A 25,893-nucleotide genomic window follows, 5' to 3' on the forward strand; every position below is an offset into this window, starting at 1 on the left:
CGCATTGTGGGCTCCGGCTATCAACAGCCAGAGCCCACGTTAACTTGGAGTTTCCATGCAAGAGATTATTTCCGCGATTTGGCTGCAAGACTTTGATGCCTTACTTGAATTGAATTCACTGCACGTTTTATTGCTTTTGCTTGGTGTCGTGCTTTTCCTTGAGTCGAGTTTTGTTTTCTTACCACTACCCGGTGACGGCCTAGTGCTGTTTGTCGGGGGCATGGTTGGTTTGGGCGCGATTGATTTTTCAAGTGCTCTAATGCTTCTAACCAGTGCCTCTTTTTTGGGCAGTATCATTGCCTACCTTCAAGGGCGCTGGCTGCACAATACTCCGTTCATGCGTAAAGCTGAACAAACACTGCCAGATGAATCGTTACCCAAGGCAAAAAAACTATTAAACCGATTCGGGTTTTTGTCCCTGTTCGTTTCGCGGTTTGTCCCATTTGTTCGCGTACTGACCCCAATGTTGATGGGCGTTGCACAACTCAGCGCAATAAGAACGCTGATTGTTAGCTTCACTAGCTCGATTACATGGGTCTTTAGTTTATTGCTGATAGGAAAGTGGATCATGCGACACCCATTCGTCTCTCAATATCAAGAGTTGATTACAAAGTGGTTCTTAATGGGCAGTTTAATCCTGATGGTTACTGCATTTATCGCCCTCTTTATTCGGCTTGCGACCAAGAAGCGACAACCACAAACATCAGAATAAAAATCGCTTCAATTGCATTCTCACTTATTGTCAAAGGTCTAACATATGACATTAATTACATTAGCTTTTTCATCAGAAGGGGCGGAAAAGCTGTACCTGAAAATACTGGAGTGTCTAACTCTAAGAAAGGCTAAACGACTGAATCAAACGCTTCTAGAAGCAGAACCCGTCGAACTGCCATCAGTATTAAGGAAGCTCTCTGACCAGCAACGTATCGCCACTTGGACTCTATTAAGCGAAGTAAACCCAAGCCTTGCTGCCAACTTACTTGATCACTTATCTGATCCCGAGCTTCTATGGCTGATCAGTCAGCTATCTGAAAGTAGCACCATAGTACTATTTCAATATTTGCATTCCGCAGACCGCCGGCTGCTACTCAATGAGCTGCCAAGTGACCTACAAAAACAGCTCAGGCAAGCCCTACCTTCAACATGGAAAGACGAGGAGCGTGCAGCCTTGATCTACCCACAAGACTCTGCCGGAGGGATTTGTAAAAGCGAAGTCCTCAAACTGGCAGCAGACGCTACCATCGACAGTTTGAGCGCAATATTAAGCGCAGAAGAACACAACTTAGATCGACTAGAGTGGCGCTACGTTTACTTGCATGACACTGAAGGCAGCTATTTAGGCGGGCTGAAGATCCGTGATGTACTGCTGCTACCACGTGGTACGTCATTAAGGGAATACATAGATACCACAGTGCCCGTTATCAGCCCTGACACGGATCTAAATACGATTAAAAGTACGCTGGACACCACTTTACACCCCGTTGTTCCCATCGTTGATGAACAAGGTTTCCAAATAGGCATCGTCGGTTTTAAACATCTCAATGAAGCCTTATACCAACGTTCGAAGCAGCAAATGCTGGAGCAATCCGGTGTATTTGGAGGTGATGAGTCTCGCACCATGCCAGTACTAAAACGTAACCTACGTCGACTCGCCTTTTTATTGCCTTCAGTCGCCTTAAGTTATGCCGCAATTTCAATCATTGCTATTTACGAACCCATCATTGAACAAATTGCCGTCTTAGCGGCCGTGTTGCCGCTTGTCGCCAATCTTTCTGGTGCGGCTGGGAATCAATCCGTTGCAGTGTCGATACGTGAATTATCGATGGGGCAGATCTCAGCCAAAGACCTGCTGTATGTGGTCGCGAAAGAGATACCAATCGGCGCGATCAATGGAATGCTAATTGGTGGTGTTCTGGCTCTGCTTACGCTGTTCACGCTTGGCGGGGATCACTCTGGATTGCCATTGGTTATCGCCATTGCTTACACACTTTCTTCCACTCTTGCCGTCGTTATTGGAGGTACATTGCCCTTGCTACTAAAACGGCTCAACTTCGACCCAGCCATGCTATCAAGCCCAATGCTGACAACCTTAACCGACGCAATTTCGTTCTTCAGTGTTCTGTATCTAGCACACGCTTTTTTACTGTGATCTAACTTTTTCTTCCACCACAAAATGGGGATTCTTATGCATTTGGAAACATTGTTCACCTATATGACACTCACGGTTCTTGGCCTATTACCCATCATGAACCCACCCGCAGCAGCAACGGTTTTACTCGGTTTGAGTAAAGGACGAGATAAGAGCTATATTGTGTCACAAGCCAAAACGACTGGAGTCTATCTTTTCATTGCCTTGTGCATCACCTTCTTCATTGGTGCATCGGTACTCGAACTCTTCAGTATTTCAATACCGAGCTTGCGTTTAGGTGGTGGCATCATCATTGTCGCGATTGGTTTCAATATGCTGTTTCCTCGTCCCGACAATGGAGCCGCCCCCTCTGGGCAAGATTCAATAGCACTAGTACCTTTAACCATTCCTTCACTGTGTGGCCCTGGTTCTATGGCGATGATCATCAGCCTGGCCGCTCAAATTGCTACTTATGAAAACCACACAAGTATGACTAGCGTCTATGGTGGTGTAGTCGCAGGGCTTGCTCTCGTTGCACTTATTGCGACCTTCACATTAACCATGGCGTACCCTCTGCTCAAGGCGCTTGGTCAAAATGGCATCAATGCATTTACCCGAATTATGGGCTTCCTATTGATCTGTATGGGAGTACAGTTTTTCACTCTCGGGATTCAAGAAATCGTTCTTGAGATCAATGAACTCTTATAAGTAAACAAACAGCCCAATTTTGAGCCTCAGCCATTTTTGGTTGGGGCTTTTTTATGTCTATACCCAAGTAACCTCAAGGTGCTTGGGTATATACGTTTAGCAAATATGAATCGCTGTAATTCATAGTCTATTCCCCGGTCAGTAAATAAAATAGCGGCATAAACAAACACAACTTGGATTTATATTTATGAAACTAACTAAAACATCTCTATTAATTGCATCACTTATTTCTTCACCTTTAGTCCTTGCAAATAACAATGTTGATTTCTCTGACTCTAAACAACATTATTCGGGGTTTGATATTGGTTATGGCAGCAACGATTTTGATATTGGCCTTCAATATGCCAAGTCACTAAATAACGATTGGAGTTTGCTAAGTTCATATAGCAGTGACGACAATTTTGATAACCACGAATTGGGATTTGATTTTCAAAGAAGCGATGGCTTAGGGCTTGTTTTTGAGTATGAACATGATACCAACTTCCAATCCGATAATTTGCGCGCGAATGACTATAGCTTCAGTCTCTACAAGGCCAATACGGTTAACGAACAGTTTTCTGTTGTACCTCAAGTAACGCTTGGCAACCTGAAGCATCAACAGATGAGCAGCAGTGTTTACTACACCAGTGCATCACTTGATATGACTTACAACCTGAACCCAAGCATGTGGGTAGGATTCACACCGGAATACACTTACAGCTTAGGTAAAGTGAAAGAAAAGAATGGCAACCAATCGACGCTTAGAGATTGGGATTACACGGCAGAACTTGGTTATCAATTAAATAGCACAAGCGCGTTCGTCTATAGCTATCAATATGATGATGGTAATAACCTTTCATTATTCTCTTTTAAACATTCATTCTAAATAATTAGAGCTGCCGGTAATAGGCAGCTCATTTTTTAATACCTAATTTTTAAATATTTAAATAAGTGAGACACTTTGAAAACTAAACTAATATTACTGAGCTGTATTATCAGCGCTTATTCCATTGCTGATGAAAACACAATTGATTTTGAGTCCGCGGTAGAAGAGTTTACAGAAGCGACCATTGAAACAACACCCATTGATTTCACCGACCCGACTGCCGCTTATAGCTCCCTTCAATTAGGGTACAGCACTGAAGGCCTTGATGCGGGATTTGGATATGCTAGAGCAATCAATGACGATTGGGCGGGATTGATTTTTGCTCAGTCTCTAAACAGTTTTGACACATACAGAGTCAGAGCCGCGGCACTGAGCACCAATTTCGGTAGTGGCGTTATGGGAGACTATTTATATGATGACCGACATGACACACACACTTTCGTATTGAACGCGATGCAAGTCCTGCCACTGCATGAACGACTACTGATTGCACCGACTCTTGGCGCGGGTGTCATATCCAGCGATAACCTTAATAAAGACGTACCTATTGCTATGGCGCAATTGTACGGTGTCGTTACCATTACAGAGCAAGTCTCTATGATGATAGCACCTATCTACACGACGTCTTTGAGTGACAAAACACTTAAAATCAACACGTTAGACTGGGAAGGTAATTTTTCATACCAAATCGCAGATAACCAAAATATTTCATTTAAGTATAGTATCTACGATGAAACCGACAACAAGGTGGGCATTCACTACACCTATGCGCTGTAGCTACACTCATTCACTATAATGCCCTTGACTCTACCTAAAACGAGTACTCTAACTCGAAGCTCTTGTATCACATCAAGCCCTAAGCGCCTTTAGTAACACGGATGTTGCTAGCCCTCCTTTTACTTACTCAAGATATTTAGAACGCCTTTCGTTGAAAGCTAACTTCTGCTCACAGCGCATTGCTGCGAACCGTATCAAACATTCTTTAACACATATCGTTCTTAAACTATTGAACAAAGGCTAATTTCCCTTATTCTTAGGTTACGCTTTCGAACTTCATTACGAAAAGGTAACCCATGAAAGAACTTCAAGACTTAGACCTAAATCTGCTCAAGTTACTTAAAGCGGTTGTTGAAACTCGTAATACCCATGCAGCAGCAGACAAGCTTGGTATATCGCAAACCAGTGTCAGCAGAGGGATGGCGAAGTTAAGAGAAACTTTTGGCGACCAGCTTTTTCTTCGTAAAGCACACGGCGTCGAGCCTTCAGAATTGGCAGAGAAACTCGCCGAAGCGGCCGATGAAATGTACTCCCCTTTGATAAAAGTGGTTGAGTCCTACCACAACTTTGACCCTAAAATATTTACCGGCGAAGTCACTATTGCATTAAATATATTTCTACTTGAACTGTATGGCGATGGGGTTTTTAAGGTTCTGCAAGAAGCTTTACCACAAGCGAGCTTTAAATTGATCTACTGGCAAGATAAAAGCTTGGTAGAAGTACTGAATGGACAAGTCGATTATTTACTACAACTTTCAGGCATTCCATTACCTCAAGATATCTACCAACATAAGCTCACCGAAGTAAAATTGAGCCTAATTGCGCGTAAAGATCACCCTGTGTTAAGTAAAAGCAGTGAATGGGAAGATATTCATCACCTACCAATAACAAGAATCTTAATTGATGGCATTAACACCAAGCGTGCTCCGATTGAAGATCTCTATATATCAAAAGGCTACAGCGCGAATATTGTGCTAGCGACGCATAGCCTCACAGTATTACGAAGCAAGCTCAGAAATTCGGATGCCTTCTCTTTTGGCAGCAGTTTTATGACGGAAGATGATTCGGAACTCCGCTGTTACCCATTACCTAATTTACCAAAAGAAATGCGCCAAATTGGTGTAGAGGGCGGCTACCTGCAATCCAAGCGAGGCTTCCCACTTCACCAACTATTGCATCAAACCATGCAGAGCTACTTTGATAGTATTGTTCAACCTGACGGTCGATAGCGAGCGGGATTTCTGGCCTCAATTAAAAAACTATTAACGATAAGCTCTGGCCCCTAAAGCGATATATAGGTCGCTTTAGGGGTACGGTGTCTTTAGGGGCAAGGTGTCTTTAGGTTAATCGTGTCTGAGGCTGCTTTAAGCAGAAGGTGGGCGCACAGCAGAGGTTGCCGCCGGATACATGATGGTATTTTTAATTTCGTACTTATATTCAAAGCTGAAATCAGGAAATGGGAAGGCTTGCTCTTCATGCCACTGCGCAACAACCTGTTCGGCTTTTCGTTTCTGTTCCTCATTGTCATTGTCATTGGCATTTACATCCACAAGTTGATATTGCGTAGAGTGAGCTATCTTCGCACCAATGCTCTCGACTTGGGTCAATACAGAAAACAAAATATCCTCTTGGACAGCCATGAACTCTTCATGGTCACGACAGCTAATGTAAGCCATCAGATTAATATTGATGGAGTATTCCCCAACACCCATGAGCCTCACTCGAACTGGATCTTCTTCGATGATTGGATGTTGCAGCAACAACCGGCGCAGATTAACGATCAGTACGCGTAATTGCTCAAGGGTGGTTTCAGAACGCAATCTCAACACATGATCCATGCGTCGCTTATCACGTCGCTCCAAGTTATCAATTTCCATGTTGGCAAACTCCGAGTTAGGAATGGTGATTAAAGAGCGCTCTAGCGTCCGGACTCGAGTCGAACGCAAACCAATACTCTCAATGGTTCCTAGTTTGTCTCCATAACGACAAAACTCACCAATCTTTACGCCCCCGTCAGCATAGAGCGTTAATCCGTTGATTACGTTCTCCAATATAGGGCGAATGGCCAGTGCAACCGCCAAGCCACCCACACCCAAACCTGCCAATATTGGGGAGATTGAGAACCCCATAAATTCGATGACATAAATGCCAAGAATCGCGATCGTCAACCCGCCAAATATACGTGCTAATACGGTAATCAGTGACGAATCTACGTGCTTTCCATTGTGCTTTTTGAATACATAAATATCAGCGAAATAGTTGAAAATGGCCATAATAAGCCATGAGACGAAGAAGAACTGAGCCAGTAGGAAGAAGGTGGTGAACAGCTGATAAACACCACCTGTAATCCATATCCCATCATCAATCACCCATCTTGCTAAAAACAGCAAATTCACCACGCCCACCAGCGACAACAGTCGACCTGCCCGCCATTTAAAGCCTTTTCCTTCCCAGCGACGATTCCAGCGTTCACCAAGCAAAAAGCTAATTCTTATCATTATCTTACATAGTGACAAAACGCCAGTGAGTGCAAGCCATTGCCATAAAGGAAGCGGCCCATAAAGTTGATTAAAAGATGAAGGTAAAGAAAGAACAAATTGCTTAGAGAACATAGGTCCGGGGCTAATCAGAAATTCCTGATAATAGTCTGGACGTGCTTTGCCATAGTACGGAAGGACTGACATCGTTCTATACCACCGAGAAAGGCTTTGAATGGTGTTAGAACTAAATAGGAACTGATCGGTTCGATCGCCTAGAGTTTGGCGAGACAATACGATCTCAGTGTTGCCTAAACGCCAGTGATCAATATCTTCTCCCCTTATTTGCTCGACATTTGGCACTAGCTGATGAGTACCTTGATCAATTCGATCCAACAACTCACGAAGAAGAATTATTTTCTCCATCACGACAACTGTTCGGCTTCGATTCGGAACCATAGACAAATCCATGGTTCTAATCACTTGTGAATAAGCATGCTGCGCTTCTTTAAGATGCAGTGTTTCATTTTTCCAATGCTCGATAACCACACTCGAATCCCTGATGAAGCTCGAAAGAGTATGTTTGGGGCTCGACGTGTCAGCGAGCTCCAAAGCAATACTTGGCATGGCTAGCGCATTAGGTATGGTTAGACATAAGGGTATGGTTAGAAAAACGGCTACTAACATCGAATAAAAACGTCTTATCACAACGATCTCCCGTCATCACTTTGTTCCAATGAAAACATAGGGGCTAGCGAATAAGAATGATCCATGACAGATTGATGTTGAGAGTAATGATAATTAGCTTGTAGTAACGTAGATATACATTTTAAAAGTGAAGTGAATAACGTTGTCATTATATCCTCCAAATAAAAATCCACATCCATGTGATTCAATATTAGCTTGCTGAAATAAACTAGTTGATATGTTTATTAAAGAACTGGCCTAACTCATTAATAGCATCTTCAGACTCTGGCATGTCGATTAAGATACCACTCATATAATCACCATGAGATTGGCCATCATATATATGCAGGTCAGTTTCTACGTCTGCACTGCGTAATAATCGATGCATACGAACCGTATCACTTAACAAGAGATCTCGAGTACCTGAAATGAATATCGTTGGTGGGAATTCATCAATATCAGCGTATATTGGTGAAATAAGAGGATTATCAAGCGCTTCTCCACCAGCATAGACATCGAAAGTGCCCTCAATCAGCCCTTCTCGCTGACCTAGAGGGTCTAAGCCTTGCATCGTTAACCATGAATCCGATGTCTCTTTAAGGTCGACGGAAGGAGTCCCAACAAACAATGCGCCAGGTGCGGGAAGATCGAGTTCTTGCAGTTTAAGTGTCGTTGCTAACGTTAAGTTACCGCCTGCGGATGTGCCAAAAATCGCTGTTGATTCTGGTGATTGAGTTTTTATTAGCTCTTTCCATACTGCAACTGCATCATCAATTGCCGCTGGGAATGGATGCAGTGGCGGTTGACGATAGTCAACAGAGATCACCTGTGCACCAAGCCCGTTCGCAACCCAAATAGCTTCTCGTAAAGCTGACTCACCCCCACCGAAAACAAATGCGCCACCATGGATATGTACTAGCCACTTATCTTTGTATTCAGGGGCGATATTCTTCGGCGTAACAAAGAACGTATCGACTCCTGCAAACTGCTTAGCTTCATAAGTAACGTCCAAGCGCTCTAGAGCTTGTTGAGCAATCTTAATACCTGGCGCATCAAATTGGGCTTGTAACGCCAACCACTCTGCCGTGTTGTTAGGAACAGGAATTGCCGGTGAGATAACTCTGTTCTCAAATAACTGAGCAAACTCTGTCGATATTCCTGCTGGGGTCGGAACCTTTCGCTCTTGCAGTTCCATTCCAGCAAACGCCGCTGTGCTTGATAAGGTGAGTAGCAATGCAGGAATAACAGTGCGTAGTGATTTGGTTTTCATAGTAACTCCGGTAATGAATCTAAAAGCCGTGATTGGCGAACTGAGGCTATTATTCACGTCCGAATCCATTAGCACTATGAATTAGAGAAATTCAAATTTGATTATAGCTAAGTAGCAATAATGAATTTCTCTAATTCCTACTAATTCTAAAAATCAAATGCGATATTAAATGAAGAAAAGATAAGGAGCTTACATGAAATACTTACCAGCAAGTATGGTATTAACAGGCTATTTAGTTTTCTTCTTTATATTGGTTATGCGTTTAAATAGCTAAACAATATAAAAAGACAACACTCAATCACTTATTTAACTTCTTACTAGTTTAATAAATAAAATAGTAAGAGGAACATTAAATTTAGTATCGGTCATCAGAATTAATTCGGACAGTATTAAACCATGAGAAAACCAATGAAACTTAATTCAACAACAAAATCAATCAAGCTATTCATTCTGACAGCTTCATTAAGCGCAACTGCCATCGCTCAAGACACGATGTTTACCTCTCCACAAAACGTATATAACGACAGTGAAGTAGTGCTTACTAAGTATAACAATGGCGGAGTAGTGAATGCTTCGGTGATAGAAAACGTAGCAAAGACTCAGCCTGAAGAGGCGTACATCAAACAAGTAACAGATGGAGTTTGGGCAATCACTGGCTATCATTTCGGCTACAAAACAGTTATTGAGGGCGAAACTGGCCTTATCATTTATGACTCTGGTGACGACATTGAAGAAGCAACGGAGATCTTGGAATTAGTACGCAAACACATTAGTGAAAAGCCGATCCACACCGTCATTTATAGCCATTCTCATTATGTATTTGGTGCACAAGCGATTCAACAAGCCTTTGATGGCGAGCTCAAAGTGATTGGTCATCCAGAGATCAACAAAAACGTTCTAGAAAGCGGCGGCTTAGGTGCGTCGATTCCTGAATTATCACCAACGCTAACAGCCCGTGCCTATGAGCAATTTTCGGTGCTTCTGCCTGCTGAGGGGCCTGACGCAAAATCACCAACACCGATAGGTAAAACACAAGGGTTTGTGCCAGTAAATACTCCTGTAACACAAGGCCAAACAATGACGGTTGATGGTGTCGAGATGGTTTTCTACACCGACTTTGATAGTGATACCGACGATCAAGTGATCGTCTATCTGCCTGAGTCCAAAACGGTACTCAACAACCACCTATGGCCAACTTACCCGAACTTCTACACATTAAGAGGTTCAGTGTATCGTGATCCGACAGTTTGGGCTGAAGGTATCCGCCTTATCAGAGACTTAAATCCAGAACATCTTATCAACACGCACACTGAACCACTCAGTGGCCATGATGAGATCCAAACCACATTGAACGGTTACTATGATGGAATTATGTACCTCTATGACCAAACTATTCGAGGGATTCTACAAGGTAAAACACCTGAAGAGTTAACCTACTCGGTTCAGTTACCACAAGATCTCGCCAAATTACCCCATAACCAGATGACTTATGGTGAGTTTTCTTATTATCCGAAAAACATCTATTACCATGCGCTTGGTTGGTTTAACGGTGAAGCTGAAACCTTGAACCGTATTGAGCCGAACCTTCAAGCTAAGAAAATCATTGAAGGGTTTGGGGGAGTAGACGCGGTAAAACAAGAGCTAAACAAGACTGTTGCCAACAATGAACTCGCATGGTCAGCAGAACTCGGCGGCTACTTAGTCCGTGTTGTCCCGAACGATGAAGAAGCTAAACAGCTTTTGGCAGACACATTAAGACAAATGGGCTACCAAACAGAGGCATCAATCCCCCGATCTTGGTATCTAACCAAGGCTCTTGAATTAGAAGGAAAAGTCCAAATACCAAGCGTGGTGTTTTCAGATGCTAATTCAATCATAGGATCTCCAGCCGAGACGTTGGTGGGCCAATTTCGAGTGCGTCTAGACCCAATCGCAAGCTATGGGGAAGACCAAATGATGGCAATTACGATAAAAGACTCGGATGCCCCAACAATGGGATTGCATGTACGTAGCACTGTCGCTGAGTTTATCTCAGACACCGAAGACTACAATCGCCAAGCTGACCTTGAAATCAGCGTATCTAAACGCACTTGGGCAGAGTACTTTGTTGGGGAGAAGAGCTTAGATCAAATGCTAGAAAGCGCTGACGTGAGCACTAACCACAAAGATGATGTGAGAGGATTCTTTAGCCTCTTTGACCAATTAGACGAATCGAAAACCCGGTTTGTATCCCCATCGCAGTCTTAGACTAGAGCTTCGACATAGACTTAGTTTTTCGGCTTAAACATAGCGATAGCCATGGACTAAACCACTTTTAATCAAAGCCTCCACGACGGAGGCTTTTTGCTATTTATCATGTTCTATTTATCTAAACGCTTGTTACAAAATATCTAATTTAACCAAACACTGAGCTCCCCTAAAATACCAATCAAATGATTAGGGGAGATAGAACATGATTAGCTCAGCACACAATGACGAACTCAACAGATACATAGAAAGACTAGACTTAAACCTTACCAAGGCTCAGGTTCGTGAACTTGGTTGGCAGCAAAGCAATGAAGAGGTAGGAAAAGAAAAAACAGTATTAGGCTCGTGGTTTTTCTTTTCTTTCTTTGGCTTATGTACGTCTGCATGTTTTGCGCTGCTGATGTATATTTCATGAGGATAAACAAAATAATGACCACGTATAACCAGCATGGAACGTTTAATTGGTTCGAGGTCGATGGAGAAACGTACATACTGTTCAAGGTCGGCAGCAACAGTGCTCTATTGAATCAAGACTATGAGGATGTCACCGAACAACAGAGCGAAATATACAGGCTGTTGGGTCCGATTCCATAATCTCCTACTGCACGTATTCACTTATGGTGTATCTATTCATTTATGTTCTCTCTACTCACTAATTAGCGAAAACATCCGTTCTGTTAGGAACAACAACGAACTACAACAAACGGTTCTTATACTGTTCTGGCGTTTGGTTCGCGTAACGTTTGAACATGGTGATAAATGGACTTGCTTGGTTATAACCCAATGTAAGGGCGACCTCTTTAACCGATTGGCCGTTTCTCAACAAGTCCATAGAGTATAGGTAGCGCACTCGCAGTCGCCACTCGGTAAAGCTCATACCAAGCTCCGTCTGGCAATGACGAGAAAGGGTCCTTTCTGTGGTGTGAACACGTTCAGCCCAATCTTTCAGCGTCACTTCATCGGTTGGGTTTTCTTCAACAGAAGCTAATATTGGTGCTAGGTACTTATTGTCGGTTGAAGGCAAGAAGTGGTGTTCAACCTCACGCTGCGCAAGTTGGTCAAGCAGTACCTGAACGAGCCTTTGATCTTGCTCTGTTTCCGCAACATTTATCCCACGATCGCGAAAATCATCGATGATAGAAGACACAATCGGCGTGATCTTTATAAGGCTGGTTTTATCTGGCAGGTGTTGCGTGAGTTCTGGTGCGATATTTAGCGAACAGTAGTCCAAAGGCTTACGGTTATAACTGCAATGCATCACCCCGGCCGGTACCCAAATCGCCAAATGTGGTGGCGCCAGAAATCGGGTGCTTTCCGCTTCCATCTCTAATATACCGCCACTGATCAATTGAACCTGTCCCCATGAGTGGCTATGAACTCGGGTTTCAGTATTCGAAAGAAACGCTTCAAAATTCATAAATACGTTGGATGGTGCCTTATCAATTGATAAGGATGGATGAAGGTTTCTGGAGTGTTTTTTCAAACTTGTCTTCCTATCGCGCCTGATGTCTTTCTAAAGATACTTGTAAGTATAACGACCTGTCAAACTAGCCGCATCAACTCATTTGCGACGGAATTCACATGCATTATCTCTTACCATTTTTTACAGTCTGTATCTGGGGCGCCAATGCAATCGTCAACAAGCTTGCTGCAAGCACCATAGAACCGAGCGCAATGAGTTTTTACCGCTGGTTTTTTGCGATGTTAATTCTCACGCCTTTCTGCATTCGCCCAGTGATGAAACAGTGGGCTGTCATTAAGCCAAACTTATCTAAATTAGCGTTCCTCGGCTTTTTGGGCATGGTGTTGAACCAATCTCTAGGTTACTACGCAGGCTTAACCACAACCGCTTCCAACATGGCCTTGATCACGTCTTTAGTCCCATTGATCAGCGTGTTTCTAAGCGTTCCTTTGTTGCACAAGTCGATTTCTAGTTTAAGTATTGTTGGCGGTGTGTTGTCACTGTCAGGCTTAGCCCTGATGTTAGGCAAAGGCGACCCTTTGTTCTTCATGCATCAAGAATTGACTCAAGGCGATGGTTATATGTTGATTGCGGCCTTTGTTTATGCTTCTTACTGTGTGTTATTGAAACGCTGGAAAATGCCCATCAGTAGCTGGGTGGTGATTTACATTCAGGGTCTGTTTGCTGTCGCGATGCTTACGCCACTTTGGCTTACCAGCGAACAGCTTTTACCACCACAACAAGCGATCCCATTGATAGCTTACGCCGCGGTTGCCGCTTCAATTTTAGCGCCTTGGATGTGGGTGAAAGCGATTGACACCATTGGTGCTGACTCAAGCGCGATGTTCATGAATTTGCTTCCGGTTGTTGCGATCGTATTAGCCGCGACATGGCTTGGCGAAGAAATTAACCAGTTCCACATCATTGGTGGTGTGATGGTAATTTCAGGTGTCATCCTTGCACAAATCAAAAGAAAACCAAGGCTTGAGGCACCTCTCCCTCAACAAAGCTAAACGCATTACCCAACCTCACATTAGGGTAAATATTCAAACTCACTTTTCTCACAGTGCCTACTTCCGAAGTAGGCACTGTTGTTTTATTCACAAGCCTTTCAAATGCTTTTAATACGCGTTCATTGTGGTTGCAACATGTTACCGACTCAGGTTTAATGTATTAAGTACTGTTTAAGTTGTAAAAGGAATTACAATGACTCAACCAAGGATCCCTGTGATCATCTCGTCCCTGCTTGCTTTGTCATCTGCTTCAAGTTTTGCTGCCACTGTTCCTGCTGATACGCCATTAGCTGAGGAACAACATTTTGTACGTGGCAACGGTGCAGAGCCCAATACACTAGACCCTAGCTTCGTAAATTCAGGCATGCCCGGTGACATTATCGTCAATGATATGTTTGAAGGCTTCGTGATTGAGAACAGTGACGGGCAGATCATCCCAGGGCAAGCCAAAGAGTGGTCTATCAGCAAAGACGGCAAAACCGTGACGTTTGTATTGAAAGATAACCTCAAGTGGTCGAATGGTGAGCCAGTCACAGCATCCGATTTTGTCTTTGGTTGGCAGCGCGCTGTGTCTCCTAAAACAGGTAACAACACGGGTTTTGTTTTTTCGACGGCTAACATCGTGAACGCTAGCGAGATTCTATCAGGAGACAAAGCTCCCTCTGAGCTTGGCATCAAAGCATTAGATGAGCGCACGGTTGAAATTTCACTTTCAAAACCTACGCCCTACTTTATGAGTTTAATGAGCATCAAGACCTTTTTCCCTCTACCCGCTGAATTGGTGAAGAAGAAAGGCGATCAATGGACTCGCGCAGAAAATATCGCGACCAACGGTGCTTACACTTTGAGCAAATGGGTACCCAACGAATACGTTGAAGTCGAGAGAAACCCAAACTATTGGGATGACACATCGACAGTCATCAATAAAGTGACCTATTTAGGCTTATCATCTCAAAATGCTGAGCTGATTCGTTACCAAGCGGGTGAGATTGATATGACCAATCGTGTCCAGCTTGAGTACTACCAAAAATTAATCCAAGAAAGCCCTGAACAGATCAAAGCGCAAGCTCTATTGGGCTCTTACGTTTATTCATTCAATACACGTCAAGCACCCTTTGATGACGTAAGAGTACGCCAAGCACTGAGCATGGCCGTCAATCGTGAGATTCTGGTCGAGAAAGTTACAGGTCAAGGTGAGCCAGAAGCATACAGCGTGACGCCGAATAATATTCCTGACTACACAGCGCCTTTATCCGAATTCAATTCTTTAGACAGCACGCAGCGTTTAACAAAAGCCAAAACACTACTTGCTGACGCTGGATACAACAAGAGCAACCCACTCAAATTCACACTGACTTATAACACCAGTGAAAATCACAAAAAGATCGCTATTGCGATTGCCTCGATGTGGAAGCCGCTGGGTGTGAAGGTAGAATTGGAAAACATGGAGTGGAAAGCGTATGTTGCGGCAAAAGGCGCTGGTGACTATCAAGTTGCACGCTCATGGGCTTTTGGTGACTACCCAGAGCCTTCTGCACTGTTAGAGGCATTCACTTGTGGTCACACGGCAAACGAAAGTGGCTACTGCAATCCCGATTATGATGAGCTCTTACAGCAAGCGAGTAAAACGGAAGATCAGTCTAAACGCTTTACTTTATATCAGCATGCTGAGTCGTTACTCAACGATTCTGCAGCAGTTATACCTCTGTATCACTACAATCACACACGATTAGTGCGAAATACACTAAAAGGCTTCCCAAACAATAATCCGAAAGGAAATATCTACGCGAAGGATCTATACTTTTTAAAACAGTAAAAGTGAGCTGATAAGAAAACAATAATCACTACCACTTTAGTGGTAACTGAGATACAGTCACTTTAACTAAACCAAATCAACAGCGGTTAGTTGGCTAACACAAAAAAGGTACCGACATGAGTACCACACGGCTTAGAAACACCTAGCATTGCGCTAGGTGTTTTTTTTTTGCAATCGACCTATCTAGTGACTTAATCAGTATTTCTATTCTCTTGCTTGATATCACTTCATCCATGTTTGCCATTCGCCTGATACGCCTTTAAGCACCAATATTCATCAACTGATCATCTGTTTGAAAAAAATAGTCTTAACCGTGAGATTATCCGCTTTAACTTATGTCATCTTAAGTATATTGTTACTAGTAAGTAACAAGCATGTTATGCAGCAAAATAATAATGAAGGAAGATAGATGAGCAGTAGCAATAGCCGACAAGATGGTAAACGAGACGTTACTCTGCGTTTTTTAGCTGAACCCGGGGATGTGAACTTTGGTGGTAAAGTTCATGGTGGTGCAGCAATGAAGTGGATCGATTTAGCAGCCTACGCTTGTTCTGCAGGTTGGAGCGGTAAATACTGTATAACAGCCTATGCAGGCGGAATTCGATTCGTTGCCCCAATTCATGTAGGCAACCTTGTGGAGGTAAGTGCAAAGGTCATCTACACAGGTTCATCTTCAATGCATATCGCTATCGACGTGCAAGCAAGCGACCCTAAAGAGCTCAATAACCGCCTAACAACTCACTGTATCGTTATTATGGTCGCTGTTGATGAGAATGGTAACCCGACTAAAGTACCAGAGTGGATACCAGAGACGCCAGAAGACATCGAATTACGAGATTCGGCTATTCGCCTAATGAACATGCGAAAACAGATTGGTGAAGAGATGGAAGCTCACGTGAAGTACCTGAAATAAGGTCCACCAGCAGCCCTCCCCCTACAAAACCTTATTACAATGCCAAGCGCCTGCTTGGCATTGATCTATTTGATACCTTCGTGCTCTACACCGCCAAATCCGCTGCACACCCAATACAGACGACAAGAGCGTGATACCCAGCCAAAGGTTGAAATGAATCGGCACTTGTTCACTGATTTATTTTGACTGTAATAAAGTCGTCATTTTGCTCTGATTAAATACCGCCAATCATAATAGATGCATTTGAATTTCTTGGAGCCACTCTTGAGCGTCATACGCCCCACTCTTAGCGAGTCTACACTGAACAATTTAAAGGCTGTTGAGTACCAATGGGTTAGAACTTTGTACGTCGAAGGCTACGACAGCAATGAAATCAACCACTATATCCAAACGTGTTTCGGTGGAGATCCGACATTTGCCGATCTATTTCGTCGCGTGGCACTCGATCAAGAAAGCATCTATGTGCTATTGCAACACTTAGGCTGTGCTCCCTCGAGCAAAGAGTTCTGACTTCTAAGTCCCACCAAAAACCAGATGCATAAGTAAGCCCACCTCCATAACCCTCATGAATATCACTTAAATATTCTGTAACTGTCTCTCGCTTACCCATACATTTTCAGTGCAATTTCAGGTTTTGTTGCATACAAATCATTGAAGTATCACGCATTGGAATATTAGCAACATATCAATAGTACAACGGCCACTTATACTGAGTGTCTGATTTGTGAGACTCGTTCATTTCTACAAGTAACCAAAATGAAGTGGTCGGTATTTAGGAGAGAAGTAACTCGAAACTTTGGGTTTTAAAGTAGATATGAGCGCGATAGTTGACGAATAACGCTAAGACAAAAAAATAAAAAGTAGCAGGCATAAAAAAACCCAAGTAAATACCTGGGTTAGAGTTACAAAAACCACTAATCATTAATAGCGTAAGGAACCTGATTAGTAGCCAGCTATGCGTAACCTGAGGGTTATTTTTATTACTGATCGGCGGCCAAACCAAATGATGTAATAAAAATGCCAATATAGAGCGACCTAACGGTCGCTCTTTTTCTTTCTTATAGAGTACAGCTTATCCTTTTACACCACCTGCCGTCAAACCGCCAACTAACCAACGTTGAGCAAGTAAGAACACGATAGTAATCGGAAGTGCTGATAGTACAGCAGCTGCCGCAAAGTCACCCCATAGGTAGTTCTGAGGGTAGAGGTACTGCTGCATACCTACCGCTAGTGTGTAAGAGTTCACATCCGATAGTAGGATTGAAGCAACTGGCACCTCACCAACAACACCAATGAAAGATAGAATAAACACAACCGCTAGGATTGGCACGGACAGTGGTAGTAGAACCAGTCTGAATGCTTGCCAAGGTGTTGCACCATCAAGGGCTGCAGCCTCTTCCAGAGAGTTATCAATCGTTTCAAAGTAACCCTTAATCGTCCATACGTGCAGTGCAATACCACCTAGGTAAGAGAAGATTAGACCACCGTGCGTATTCAAGCCTAAGAACGGAATGTATTGACCAAGTTTGTCAAACAGCGCGTAGATTGCTACTAGAGCCAGTACTGCTGGGAACATTTGGAAAATCATCATCGCTTTCAGGATAGTTTCTTTACCTTTGAAGCGCATACGAGCAAATGCGTAAGCCGATGTTGTAGACAGTGCCACAATTAAAATAGAGGTAATACCGGCTACTTTTATTGAGTTCCATAACCAAGTCAATACTGGAAACGGAGGTGGCGTTACCGAGCCATCAGCATTCGTCACTGACATACCTAATGCTAGCTTCCAGTGTTCCAAAGATGGGTTATCTGGAATCAAGCTACCGGTTGCAAAGTTACCTTCACGGAATGAGATAGCAATAATCATTAACAGTGGGAAAATAATGAGCGCTAAGAAGCACCACAGCGCAAAATGCGTTGCCCATAGTCGGTATTTAAGGCCTTTACCTTGTACCATAGCCATTGTCGTGCTCCTTAATCTTGAGTCAGTTTAGTGAAACGAAGGTTTAGTAACGCTAGTGCACCAACCAGTAGGAAGATAAGCGTTGCGATAGCACTTGCTAGACCGAAGTCTTGACCGCCGCCGCCTTCGAATGCGATTCGGTACGTGTAACTTACAAGCAAGTCTGTGTAACCCGCTGGCTCAGAAGTACCAATCATGTTCGGGCCACCGTTAGTCAATAGTTGAATCATTACAAAGTTGTTGAAGTTAAAGGCAAACGCTGCAATCAATAGCGGTGTAAGCGGTTTAATCATCAATGGGAACGTAATGCGCTTGAAGTTATCAATGAAGTTCGCACCATCAATCGCTGATGCTTCGTACAAGTCTTCAGGAATCGCTTTTAGTAGACCCATACACAGAATCATCATGTAAGGGAAACCTAGCCATGTGTTAACAATCAACACCATGGTTTTTGCAAGAATCGGGTCTGAGAACCAGTTAGGACTTAAACCAAAGATACTCTCAAGCACCATGTTGATCTCACCAAAGCTTTGGTTGAATAGACCCTTAAAGATAAGAATCGAGATAAACGCTGGTACGGCGTAAGGCAGAATCAGCAGAACACGGTAAACTGCGCGGCCTTTCAGCTCTTCCCATTGCACAACGTTCGCCAGAATCAAACCAATCGCAAGTGTGAAGGCGACAGTACAAATCGAGAATACAACCGTCCATATAAAGATGCTAATAAACGGTTCTTTAATGCCGTCATCTTTCCAAACACGTTCGAAGTTAGCTGTTCCGATTTCTACAACAAAACCTGGAGAGATGGTGTTACCCGTAAACTCACCTTTATCATCAACTGGTTGATAGAAACCCACTTCCATGTTTGGCTTCAAGGTTTCGCCAGATTCATTGTTGTATAGCGTTTCACCGTCGTCCTGAAGGGTGTAAAGCGGAGCAACGGCAGCAAACTTACGTAAGCCACTCATGCGGATGTCATCACCGTTTGGCAGATGGAAATCAACACCACTGATCGCTGAACGGTTTTGGATGATCGCTTTGATCTTCTCTTTTTCACCTTGCGCAGACTCGATTGCTGATAGGTCCATGTCTGTTGCTGTCATACCTTCTAGAGAAAATACGTCAGTTGCCAACAGCTGGTCGCCATCTTTCACTACGATCTGGTGACCGTCATCTGTTTTGTACAAAGTAAATGGGTAACTTTCACCGCTTTGGAATGAACGGTCTAAAAGAACGGTTTGAGTACGCTCTAAAGAAAGCTGGTTTTTTGCGCTGTAGTTAGTAAACGCAAGCCCTACGGTGTATGCCAATGGGAAAAGAATGAATAAGATCATTCCGGCAATACCTGGGTAAATGTAACGGTGGGCGTAAGTTTTCTTACTGCCAAAAATGTAAAGTGCCAAAGCCGTTAAGATCACCGTAAGCAGCGCAAATGCGAGCTCACCGCGAGAATACATTAAAATTGTAGCGTAGCCGTTAATTAAACCAACACTACCAAGCAACCCCCATTTGATGAAGACGCTTTTACTGCCTGGAAGGCTTGATGGTGCCGGGATCGCATCTGAACCTTGAACTGACTGCATAGAGGAACCTGCTAACGAGATATAAAAATAGAAAAGTAAGGAGAGGTTGCCCCCTCCTTAAAAGGTAATGCTTTATTATTACTTAGTCATACGAGCTTCAGCAGCGTCGAGTGCTTGATCAACAGATTGACGACCGTCAACTACGTTACCGATCGCTTCTTCCATGCTGTACCAGAACGTTGTGAACTGAGGGATGTTAGGCATGATTTCGCCGTTCATCGCGTTGTCCATCGTTGCTGCAATACGTGTGTCGCTGTCTAGTTGACGTTGGAAAGAGTTAAGAGCAACAGCACCAAGTGGCTTGTCGTCGTTCAAGGTCTTCATACCTTCATCTGTTAGTAGGTAGTTTTCCATGAACTCAACAGCTAGGTCGCGGTTTGGAGAAGCAGTACTGATACCACCTGCCCATACACCAACGAAAGGCTTAGACGCTTTACCGTTAAACTTAGGCAGTGTTGCTACACCGTAGTCTACGCCAGCTTTCTCAATGTTTGCCCAGCCCCAAGGACCGTTGATTGTCATTGCAACGTTACCTGCAACAAACTCAGACTCAGCTACTGAGTAATCCATGTCGGCAGAGATAACTTTGTCTTGTACCATCTTCTCGATGAAACCTAGAGACTTCTGAACACCGTCAGTCGCTACGCCCGCATCTTTAATATCGTAACCTTCAGCAGTTTGTTTGAATGCGTAACCGCCGTCAGCTGCTAGTAGAGGCCATGTGAAGTAAGCGCCGCCACGTAGAGGCCACATGATTGCTTTTTTGCCGTCTTTTTGAAGTTCAGCGTTAAGTGCTGGAATTTCTTCCCAAGACTTAGGTGGGTTAGGAACAAGCGCTTTGTTATAAATTAGAGAAACTGACTCAACAGCAACAGGGTATGCGATTGTTTTACCTTCGTATGAAACAGCGTCCCATGCGAAGTCTACGATACCTTCTTTAGTCTCTTTAGAAGGTTTGATATCAGCAAGAAGACCCGCTTCTGCAAAACCACCAAAACGGTCGTGAGCGTAGAAGATCATGTCTGGGCCATCGCCAGCTGCTGCTACTTGAGAGAATTTCTCTTCTAGTTTATCTGGGAAAGCTACTGTTACTTTAACGCCAGTATCTTCTTCGAAACGTTTACCTACTTCAGCCATTCCTTCATAAGCTTTATCGCCACCAACCCAAATAGTTAGTTGACCTTCTTCGATAGCAGCGTTTGCACCAAATGAACCCAGAGCTACTATTGTGCCTAGAGCTACAGCGCTTAGAGCGTTTTTCATGTCAATATCCTTTTTATATTTATACGTAGGGCGCATTCAATTAAGACGAGCCAGTTTTCGGAGGTTATGATCTGAGAAAATCGATGACAGCTCATCATCCTAGCCACTACGCCCTAGCTATTATGGCTTAATTTCGTGATCGTCATCCGGTCAGATTAGAGAGCGAAGTCACAAAGTGTATACTCATCGTGATCCACATCACCGTTACGTGGTGGATTTATTTGAACTGGATCGCCAATTGAGGATAACCCCATTTATCTACTCCTCCCCTCCTACTCCCCCTAGTTAATTTTCCATTAGGAGGATGTACCCTTACGCCATTTCACCGAAACTGCATTCATCCAAGAGTGGATAGTAAGAACCCTTTACCGGCAAGTGTTATGCGTTGACGCATTATTCATTTAGTTGGCTTCACTGCCCGCTGGTGTCTTATATTAGCATCGAGCTAAATCTGTGATTGAATCACGGGGGAGGTTTAGCTGGATGCGGGGGAAATGGGCATCAGTTTGGCTATGACGGGTGGGCTTGGTTAAAGAGGCCAAGTTTCACCCACTTTTTTCTTACTCACTCAATACTTACCAATTCCTACAGTTACTGCTGACCCAAAAATTTCTTATAATGATAAGCAGTAAAACTTAAAATTTGATCGATCGAGGACAAGCTAGATGGCGAGTGTCACGTTAAAAAACGTTTATAAATCATATGGTGATGTACAGATTTCTAAGGATGTAACCTTAGACATCAACGAAGGTGAATTCGTAGTATTCGTTGGACCATCAGGTTGTGGTAAATCGACGCTATTACGTTGTATCGCAGGTCTAGAAGACATTACGTCTGGTGATTTGTACATTGGCGACCAACGCATGAACGACGTTGAGCCATCAAAGCGTGGTGTAGGTATGGTATTCCAATCTTACGCGCTTTACCCTCACCTTAACCTTTACGACAACATGTCTTTTGGTCTTAAGCTAGCGAACGCAGATAAAACTGAGATTGATAAGCGTGTTGAGCATGCCGCTGAAATCCTTCAGCTTGGTCACCTACTAGAGCGCCAACCAAAAGCACTTTCTGGTGGTCAACGTCAACGTGTTGCGATTGGTCGTACTCTGGTTTCTCAACCAAACGTATTCCTACTTGATGAGCCTCTATCAAACCTAGATGCCGCGCTACGTGTTCAAATGCGTTCGCAAATCACCAAGCTACAGCGTCAACTGGGTTGTACCATGATCTACGTTACCCACGACCAAGTGGAAGCTATGACAATGGCGGATAAGATCGTTGTTCTGGATGGTGGTTATGTATCTCAAGTCGGTAAGCCGCTTGACCTTTACCACTACCCTCAAAACCGTTTCGTTGCTGGCTTTATTGGCTCACCGAAGATGAACTTCATGTCGGTACACATTGAACAAGCTGAAGCAGAACGCGTATTGGTACAACTTTCTAATGGCATGACTTTCTGGATTCCTGTTGACGGGACGACGGTTAATGCTGGCGATCGTATGTCTCTAGGTATTCGCCCTGAACACTTGATGTCTGCTGAAGCAGGTGACGCGACGATTGAAGCAGACGTGATGATGGTAGAGAAGCTAGGTAACGAAACTCAGGTTTACCTAAACCTTGAAAGTGCCGATGCTGATGTTATCTATCGCCAGCCTGACACGTTAACAATCGAATCAGGTGACAAGTTGGCGATTGGTATTCCAGCGCACCGTTGTCACCTGTTCCACAGCGATGGCCGCGCATGTCGTCGTTTGTACAAAGAATACGGCACAGACTAATCGCTTAGCCTTTTAGGATATAACTTGCCCATATAGAATCCCTCTTACTCAGTAAGGGGGATTTTTTTATGTGCTGGAGACGGCTTCACTTACATTGAATAGTTCATGAGTCAGCCACTCGGTCTTTCGCTAGCGGCAACAAAAAAGGTCTAGCAAGCGCTAGACCTTTATCTGTTAGTTAGGCTATGAACCCAACCGCTAATATCACTTCTTTCAGACATGAAACCTGTCTAAATCAACTTAGTGAATTGGCGTATCATTCTGTTTGTTGAACTGGCCAAAATGCTTCTCTAACACTTCAGGAGTCAGTTTGCCTTCCGCCTCTAGTCGCTTGAACTCAGCAACAATTGCTTTTTGCTCTTCAAGTGATGGCAGTTTCACCTCAGGCTCATCGCCCATCTCTTGAGTCATCTGCTCTAGTTCTTTTTCAAAATCGCTCATGATACTTACCTAAATATTAAACCTAACGAGATTTTACTCATTTACGCCCTATGATGCTAGGGTGATTGAAAGCAAAGCCCGAAACCAGATCAAGCTAAAGGCAGTTAGAGGCAAATTAGCGCACTAATAAAAAGAGCCGGATTCACGATGAAATGACCCCAGCTCTTCGTCTATATCCCTTTCTAAGCCGTCTTACAGCTTGAAAGAATTAAAGCTTAAATGAACCAACCATCTTATCTAGACGAGACGATAGATCACGAAGCTCTTGGCTCGCTTCAGCAAGTTGCTCAGCCGTGCCCGTTGTCACTTCGTTGATTGCGTTAATCTCTTCAATGTTCTGGTTGATGGTGTGAACTACGGTTGATTGCTCTTCCGTTGCCGTTGCCACTTGAGTGTTACGGTCTGTGATATCAACGATACGGTCTGAAATGCCACCCAGCACGTCCACCGCTTCATCCGACGCTGATACACCTTCAAGAGTAATCACTTTACCCGCACTCATTGCCGTTACCGCGTCTTTAGCATCGCTTTGCAGTTGGTTGATCATCTTCTGAATCTCTTCCGTTGAATCTGCAGTACGACTTGCTAGGTTACGAACTTCATCCGCTACAACCGCAAAACCACGACCTTGCTCACCGGCACGGGCTGCTTCAATCGCCGCGTTCAATGCGAGTAAGTTAGTTTGCTCTGAAATATCACGAATAACACCCAGAATAGAACCGATGTCTTGAGTTGTAGAAGCCAGTTGCTCTACTACCTGACCTGTGCTTTCAATATCTTGCGCCAAACGACTGATCGCGTCTTTTGCTTTGTTCACCACAGAGCGGCCTACTTCCGTATTGCCTGAAGCTTGAGTTGCCGTTTCTGCTGCGGTTGCCGCGTTCGATGCAATCTCGCTGATGGTCATACCCATTTGGTTAATTGCAGCCACCACTTGAAGCGTTTGGTCACGTTGCTCTTGGCTGTTGTCGTGGGTGATGTGTGCTTTGTTAGAAACACTCTCTGCCGCCACTTGAAGAGCTTGGCTTGTCGAACACACCTCTTTCATCGACTCGTGAATCTTTTCAATGAATCCGTTGAAGCCCTTTGAAAGCTGTGCGATTTCATCGTTGCCTTTCACTTCGATACGCTGTGCAAGGTCACCGTCGCCTTCACCTAAGTCGCCGAAACGCTTAGCCAGAAGTTTAATAGGTTGAGTAATGCTGTTCGCAAGTACTACGCCCATTAGGATAAACACTAGTGCCACAACCGCAGTCATGATCAACATCTTTTGCGCGGTCGCATCTAGCTCTGCAAATACTTCACCCGTCGGAACTACACCAATAACAAACCAATCCATTGACGACACATACAAGCTCGCCACGAACAGCTCTTGGCCTTGGCTTTCAGTGGTAATCAGGTTAAAGCCCGACTTGTTCAGTAGTTGGCTTGCTTGAGGACCGTAAAGTTGTTGAAGTGAAGAATCACTACGTGAACGCTCACGGTGAATTTGTACGTCACCTTGGCTATCGGTTAAGAATACGAAGCCTGTATTTTCAATTTTGAAACCGTTCAGCAGGTTAACCATGTCATCCATCGACTTTGATAGACCAGACATCGCCAAACCAGAAGGCTGCTGATAGTTAGCAAACATCTTCACTTCGCCATTGGCTTCTTGGAACATGCTCACCATGGTCGGCTGTCCAGATTGCGTAAAGCCAAAGAACCAACCATCTTGCTGTTGATTTAACTGACGTAGGAAACCATTTTGGTTCCAGTAGTGAGCCGTTTGACGGTTCGCCACTGAGGCATCGTTCAACTGATATTGGTTACGAACATTGTTCAGTTGTTTAACCAGCTTGTTTTCTAATGCCGGATCGCGATCGGTCGATTCGATAGCATCAGAAATGAATTCATTTGAAGCAATTTGCTCCGCCGCTAACAATAGCTGAGACACTTCACGATCAATCTCACCATTGATTCGCTCTAGCATTCCTGGAAGTTCAATATCGATCAATCGATGACTTAGTACATCTCTTGCTTGCTGTTGCGCCATCGCGCCGACAATCACTGTCGATGCAAGAACCGCGAAGGTAATTCCAAGTACAACTTTTTGCTTGATACTCAGAGAGTTAGTTTTAAACATATTAGGACCTTTAAAAAGAATCGCTCGTTATCGGTATACCCTGAACAGGACTTTTTAGTACACGCCAACAAGCAATGCACAATCTGAGTGATGTATCGGCCACAACCAATAAAACTAGAGACTTTTCTCTCAAAAAATTGCAAGCGTGATGTAACGATTAGAAACATTCATCTTGAGCATGAATTAACTAAGCCAAGACCGTACTGTCGAGAGTCGATTTTAGCTCTCAGCCCTTAGATCTGACCGAACTCAAACCACTCCCCACCGCCGAGCTTTTGTATATAAAAACCAATTGATATGGTAATAATCACAACCTAACGATGTTTTTAGCTAACCACTTGTAAATCTTTCCAATTTTGAAAAAATAAATTACGCAA

At 43.8% G+C, this 25,893-nt stretch carries 21 protein-coding genes; 13 read left to right on the forward strand and 8 right to left on the reverse strand.

The window, feature by feature from the left end; all coding sequences use genetic code 11:
* Nucleotides 1–55 precede the first annotated feature (55 nt).
* From MSG35_RS02010 to MSG35_RS02035, 6 genes are all read left to right on the forward strand, one after another.
* Complete coding sequence (locus MSG35_RS02010) at nucleotides 56–712, forward strand: DedA family protein (RefSeq protein ID WP_012600220.1); 657 nt, start codon at nucleotides 56–58, stop codon at nucleotides 710–712.
* A 45-nt stretch (nucleotides 713–757) separates the two neighbouring features.
* Nucleotides 758–2,149, forward strand: a complete 1,392-nt coding sequence (locus tag MSG35_RS02015) for a magnesium transporter (RefSeq protein ID WP_248382642.1) — start codon at nucleotides 758–760, stop codon at nucleotides 2,147–2,149.
* Between the two features lie 36 nt (nucleotides 2,150–2,185).
* On the forward strand, nucleotides 2,186–2,836 hold the full coding sequence (locus tag MSG35_RS02020; protein WP_017091757.1) for a MarC family NAAT transporter: 651 nt from the start codon (nucleotides 2,186–2,188) through the stop codon (nucleotides 2,834–2,836).
* 187 nt (nucleotides 2,837–3,023) lie between these two features.
* Complete coding sequence (locus tag MSG35_RS02025; protein WP_012600216.1) at nucleotides 3,024–3,701, forward strand: hypothetical protein; 678 nt, start codon at nucleotides 3,024–3,026, stop codon at nucleotides 3,699–3,701.
* A 75-nt stretch (nucleotides 3,702–3,776) separates the two neighbouring features.
* Nucleotides 3,777–4,478: a hypothetical protein gene (locus MSG35_RS02030; protein ID WP_248382643.1), complete on the forward strand. Its 702-nt coding sequence runs from the start codon at nucleotides 3,777–3,779 to the stop codon at nucleotides 4,476–4,478.
* A gap of 296 nt (nucleotides 4,479–4,774) precedes the next feature.
* Nucleotides 4,775–5,707, forward strand: a complete 933-nt coding sequence (locus tag MSG35_RS02035; protein ID WP_012600214.1) for a LysR family transcriptional regulator — start codon at nucleotides 4,775–4,777, stop codon at nucleotides 5,705–5,707.
* Nucleotides 5,708–5,842: 135 nt separating this feature from the next.
* Here MSG35_RS02035 and MSG35_RS02040 read toward each other — a convergent pair whose 3' ends face one another.
* Together MSG35_RS02040 and MSG35_RS02045 are read right to left on the reverse strand one after the other, a co-directional pair.
* On the reverse strand, nucleotides 5,843–7,504 hold the full coding sequence (locus MSG35_RS02040; RefSeq protein ID WP_248382644.1) for a mechanosensitive ion channel domain-containing protein: 1,662 nt from the start codon (nucleotides 7,502–7,504) through the stop codon (nucleotides 5,843–5,845).
* A 367-nt stretch (nucleotides 7,505–7,871) separates the two neighbouring features.
* Nucleotides 7,872–8,912 carry an alpha/beta hydrolase gene (locus MSG35_RS02045; protein WP_050643345.1) on the reverse strand — a complete coding sequence of 347 codons (1,041 nt, stop codon included), beginning with the start codon at nucleotides 8,910–8,912 and terminating at the stop codon, nucleotides 7,872–7,874.
* A gap of 408 nt (nucleotides 8,913–9,320) precedes the next feature.
* Between MSG35_RS02045 and MSG35_RS02050 the strand changes: the two genes are divergently transcribed.
* Both MSG35_RS02050 and MSG35_RS02055 read left to right on the forward strand, forming a co-directional pair.
* The gene (locus MSG35_RS02050) at nucleotides 9,321–11,159 is read left to right on the forward strand and encodes an alkyl sulfatase dimerization domain-containing protein (RefSeq protein ID WP_248382645.1); all 1,839 of its coding nucleotides are present in this window, start codon (nucleotides 9,321–9,323) and stop codon (nucleotides 11,157–11,159) included.
* Between the two features lie 205 nt (nucleotides 11,160–11,364).
* Nucleotides 11,365–11,574 (forward strand): hypothetical protein, encoded by a 210-nt coding sequence (locus tag MSG35_RS02055; protein WP_050632835.1) that lies wholly within the window; start codon nucleotides 11,365–11,367, stop codon nucleotides 11,572–11,574.
* A 279-nt stretch (nucleotides 11,575–11,853) separates the two neighbouring features.
* On the opposite strand, the gene MSG35_RS02060 is transcribed toward MSG35_RS02055, so the two are convergent.
* Nucleotides 11,854–12,642, reverse strand: a complete 789-nt coding sequence (locus tag MSG35_RS02060; RefSeq protein ID WP_012600208.1) for a helix-turn-helix transcriptional regulator — start codon at nucleotides 12,640–12,642, stop codon at nucleotides 11,854–11,856.
* 98 nt (nucleotides 12,643–12,740) lie between these two features.
* Here MSG35_RS02060 and MSG35_RS02065 point away from each other — a divergent pair, with 98 nt between their 5' ends.
* From MSG35_RS02065 to MSG35_RS02080, 4 genes are all read left to right on the forward strand, one after another.
* Entirely contained in the window at nucleotides 12,741–13,634 is an 894-nt protein-coding gene (locus MSG35_RS02065; protein WP_004732002.1) for a DMT family transporter, read from the forward strand.
* A gap of 193 nt (nucleotides 13,635–13,827) precedes the next feature.
* Entirely contained in the window at nucleotides 13,828–15,450 is a 1,623-nt protein-coding gene (locus MSG35_RS02070; RefSeq protein WP_248382646.1) for a peptide ABC transporter substrate-binding protein, read from the forward strand.
* A gap of 409 nt (nucleotides 15,451–15,859) precedes the next feature.
* Nucleotides 15,860–16,363, forward strand: coding sequence for an acyl-CoA thioesterase (locus MSG35_RS02075; protein ID WP_019822926.1), 504 nt, complete (start codon nucleotides 15,860–15,862; stop codon nucleotides 16,361–16,363).
* A gap of 237 nt (nucleotides 16,364–16,600) precedes the next feature.
* Nucleotides 16,601–16,873 (forward strand): hypothetical protein, encoded by a 273-nt coding sequence (locus tag MSG35_RS02080; RefSeq protein ID WP_019822928.1) that lies wholly within the window; start codon nucleotides 16,601–16,603, stop codon nucleotides 16,871–16,873.
* A gap of 562 nt (nucleotides 16,874–17,435) precedes the next feature.
* On the opposite strand, the gene malG is transcribed toward MSG35_RS02080, so the two are convergent.
* The 3 genes from malG to malE form a co-directional block, all read right to left on the reverse strand.
* A complete protein-coding gene (gene malG, locus MSG35_RS02085) occupies nucleotides 17,436–18,326 on the reverse strand; it encodes a maltose ABC transporter permease MalG (protein ID WP_048610621.1) in 891 nt (296 codons plus the stop codon).
* Between the two features lie 11 nt (nucleotides 18,327–18,337).
* The gene (gene malF, locus MSG35_RS02090) at nucleotides 18,338–19,909 is read right to left on the reverse strand and encodes a maltose ABC transporter permease MalF (RefSeq protein WP_048614637.1); all 1,572 of its coding nucleotides are present in this window, start codon (nucleotides 19,907–19,909) and stop codon (nucleotides 18,338–18,340) included.
* 78 nt (nucleotides 19,910–19,987) lie between these two features.
* Complete coding sequence (gene malE, locus MSG35_RS02095) at nucleotides 19,988–21,172, reverse strand: maltose/maltodextrin ABC transporter substrate-binding protein MalE (RefSeq protein ID WP_048614635.1); 1,185 nt, start codon at nucleotides 21,170–21,172, stop codon at nucleotides 19,988–19,990.
* Between the two features lie 665 nt (nucleotides 21,173–21,837).
* On the opposite strand from malE, the gene malK reads away from it, so the two are divergent.
* A complete protein-coding gene (gene malK, locus MSG35_RS02100; RefSeq protein ID WP_248382647.1) occupies nucleotides 21,838–22,950 on the forward strand; it encodes a maltose/maltodextrin ABC transporter ATP-binding protein MalK in 1,113 nt (370 codons plus the stop codon).
* A 240-nt stretch (nucleotides 22,951–23,190) separates the two neighbouring features.
* Here malK and MSG35_RS02105 read toward each other — a convergent pair whose 3' ends face one another.
* Complete coding sequence (locus MSG35_RS02105) at nucleotides 23,191–23,391, reverse strand: hypothetical protein (protein ID WP_010431457.1); 201 nt, start codon at nucleotides 23,389–23,391, stop codon at nucleotides 23,191–23,193.
* Between the two features lie 208 nt (nucleotides 23,392–23,599).
* Nucleotides 23,600–25,516, reverse strand: coding sequence for a methyl-accepting chemotaxis protein (locus MSG35_RS02110; protein WP_248382648.1), 1,917 nt, complete (start codon nucleotides 25,514–25,516; stop codon nucleotides 23,600–23,602).
* Nucleotides 25,517–25,893 lie beyond the last annotated feature (377 nt).

This window comes from Vibrio sp. 1CM23M (assembly GCF_023161755.1).
In the GTDB taxonomy this organism is placed as follows: Bacteria; Pseudomonadota; Gammaproteobacteria; order Enterobacterales; family Vibrionaceae; genus Vibrio; species Vibrio coralliirubri.

Coding starts and splice junctions, on each gene's coding strand:
- MSG35_RS02010 (WP_012600220.1), top strand. CDS start 56: ATGCAAGAGATTATTTCCGCGATTTGGCTGCAAGACTTTGATGCCTTA.
- MSG35_RS02015 (WP_248382642.1), top strand. CDS start 758: ATGACATTAATTACATTAGCTTTTTCATCAGAAGGGGCGGAAAAGCTG.
- MSG35_RS02020 (WP_017091757.1), top strand. CDS start 2,186: ATGCATTTGGAAACATTGTTCACCTATATGACACTCACGGTTCTTGGC.
- MSG35_RS02025 (WP_012600216.1), top strand. CDS start 3,024: ATGAAACTAACTAAAACATCTCTATTAATTGCATCACTTATTTCTTCA.
- MSG35_RS02035 (WP_012600214.1), top strand. CDS start 4,775: ATGAAAGAACTTCAAGACTTAGACCTAAATCTGCTCAAGTTACTTAAA.
- MSG35_RS02045 (WP_050643345.1), bottom strand. CDS start 8,912: ATGAAAACCAAATCACTACGCACTGTTATTCCTGCATTGCTACTCACC.
- MSG35_RS02050 (WP_248382645.1), top strand. CDS start 9,321: ATGAAACTTAATTCAACAACAAAATCAATCAAGCTATTCATTCTGACA.
- MSG35_RS02055 (WP_050632835.1), top strand. CDS start 11,365: ATGATTAGCTCAGCACACAATGACGAACTCAACAGATACATAGAAAGA.
- MSG35_RS02065 (WP_004732002.1), top strand. CDS start 12,741: ATGCATTATCTCTTACCATTTTTTACAGTCTGTATCTGGGGCGCCAAT.
- MSG35_RS02070 (WP_248382646.1), top strand. CDS start 13,828: ATGACTCAACCAAGGATCCCTGTGATCATCTCGTCCCTGCTTGCTTTG.
- MSG35_RS02075 (WP_019822926.1), top strand. CDS start 15,860: ATGAGCAGTAGCAATAGCCGACAAGATGGTAAACGAGACGTTACTCTG.
- MSG35_RS02080 (WP_019822928.1), top strand. CDS start 16,601: ATGCATTTGAATTTCTTGGAGCCACTCTTGAGCGTCATACGCCCCACT.
- malG (WP_048610621.1), bottom strand. CDS start 18,326: ATGGCTATGGTACAAGGTAAAGGCCTTAAATACCGACTATGGGCAACG.
- malF (WP_048614637.1), bottom strand. CDS start 19,909: ATGCAGTCAGTTCAAGGTTCAGATGCGATCCCGGCACCATCAAGCCTT.
- malE (WP_048614635.1), bottom strand. CDS start 21,172: ATGAAAAACGCTCTAAGCGCTGTAGCTCTAGGCACAATAGTAGCTCTG.
- malK (WP_248382647.1), top strand. CDS start 21,838: ATGGCGAGTGTCACGTTAAAAAACGTTTATAAATCATATGGTGATGTA.
- MSG35_RS02105 (WP_010431457.1), bottom strand. CDS start 23,391: ATGAGCGATTTTGAAAAAGAACTAGAGCAGATGACTCAAGAGATGGGC.
- MSG35_RS02110 (WP_248382648.1), bottom strand. CDS start 25,516: ATGTTTAAAACTAACTCTCTGAGTATCAAGCAAAAAGTTGTACTTGGA.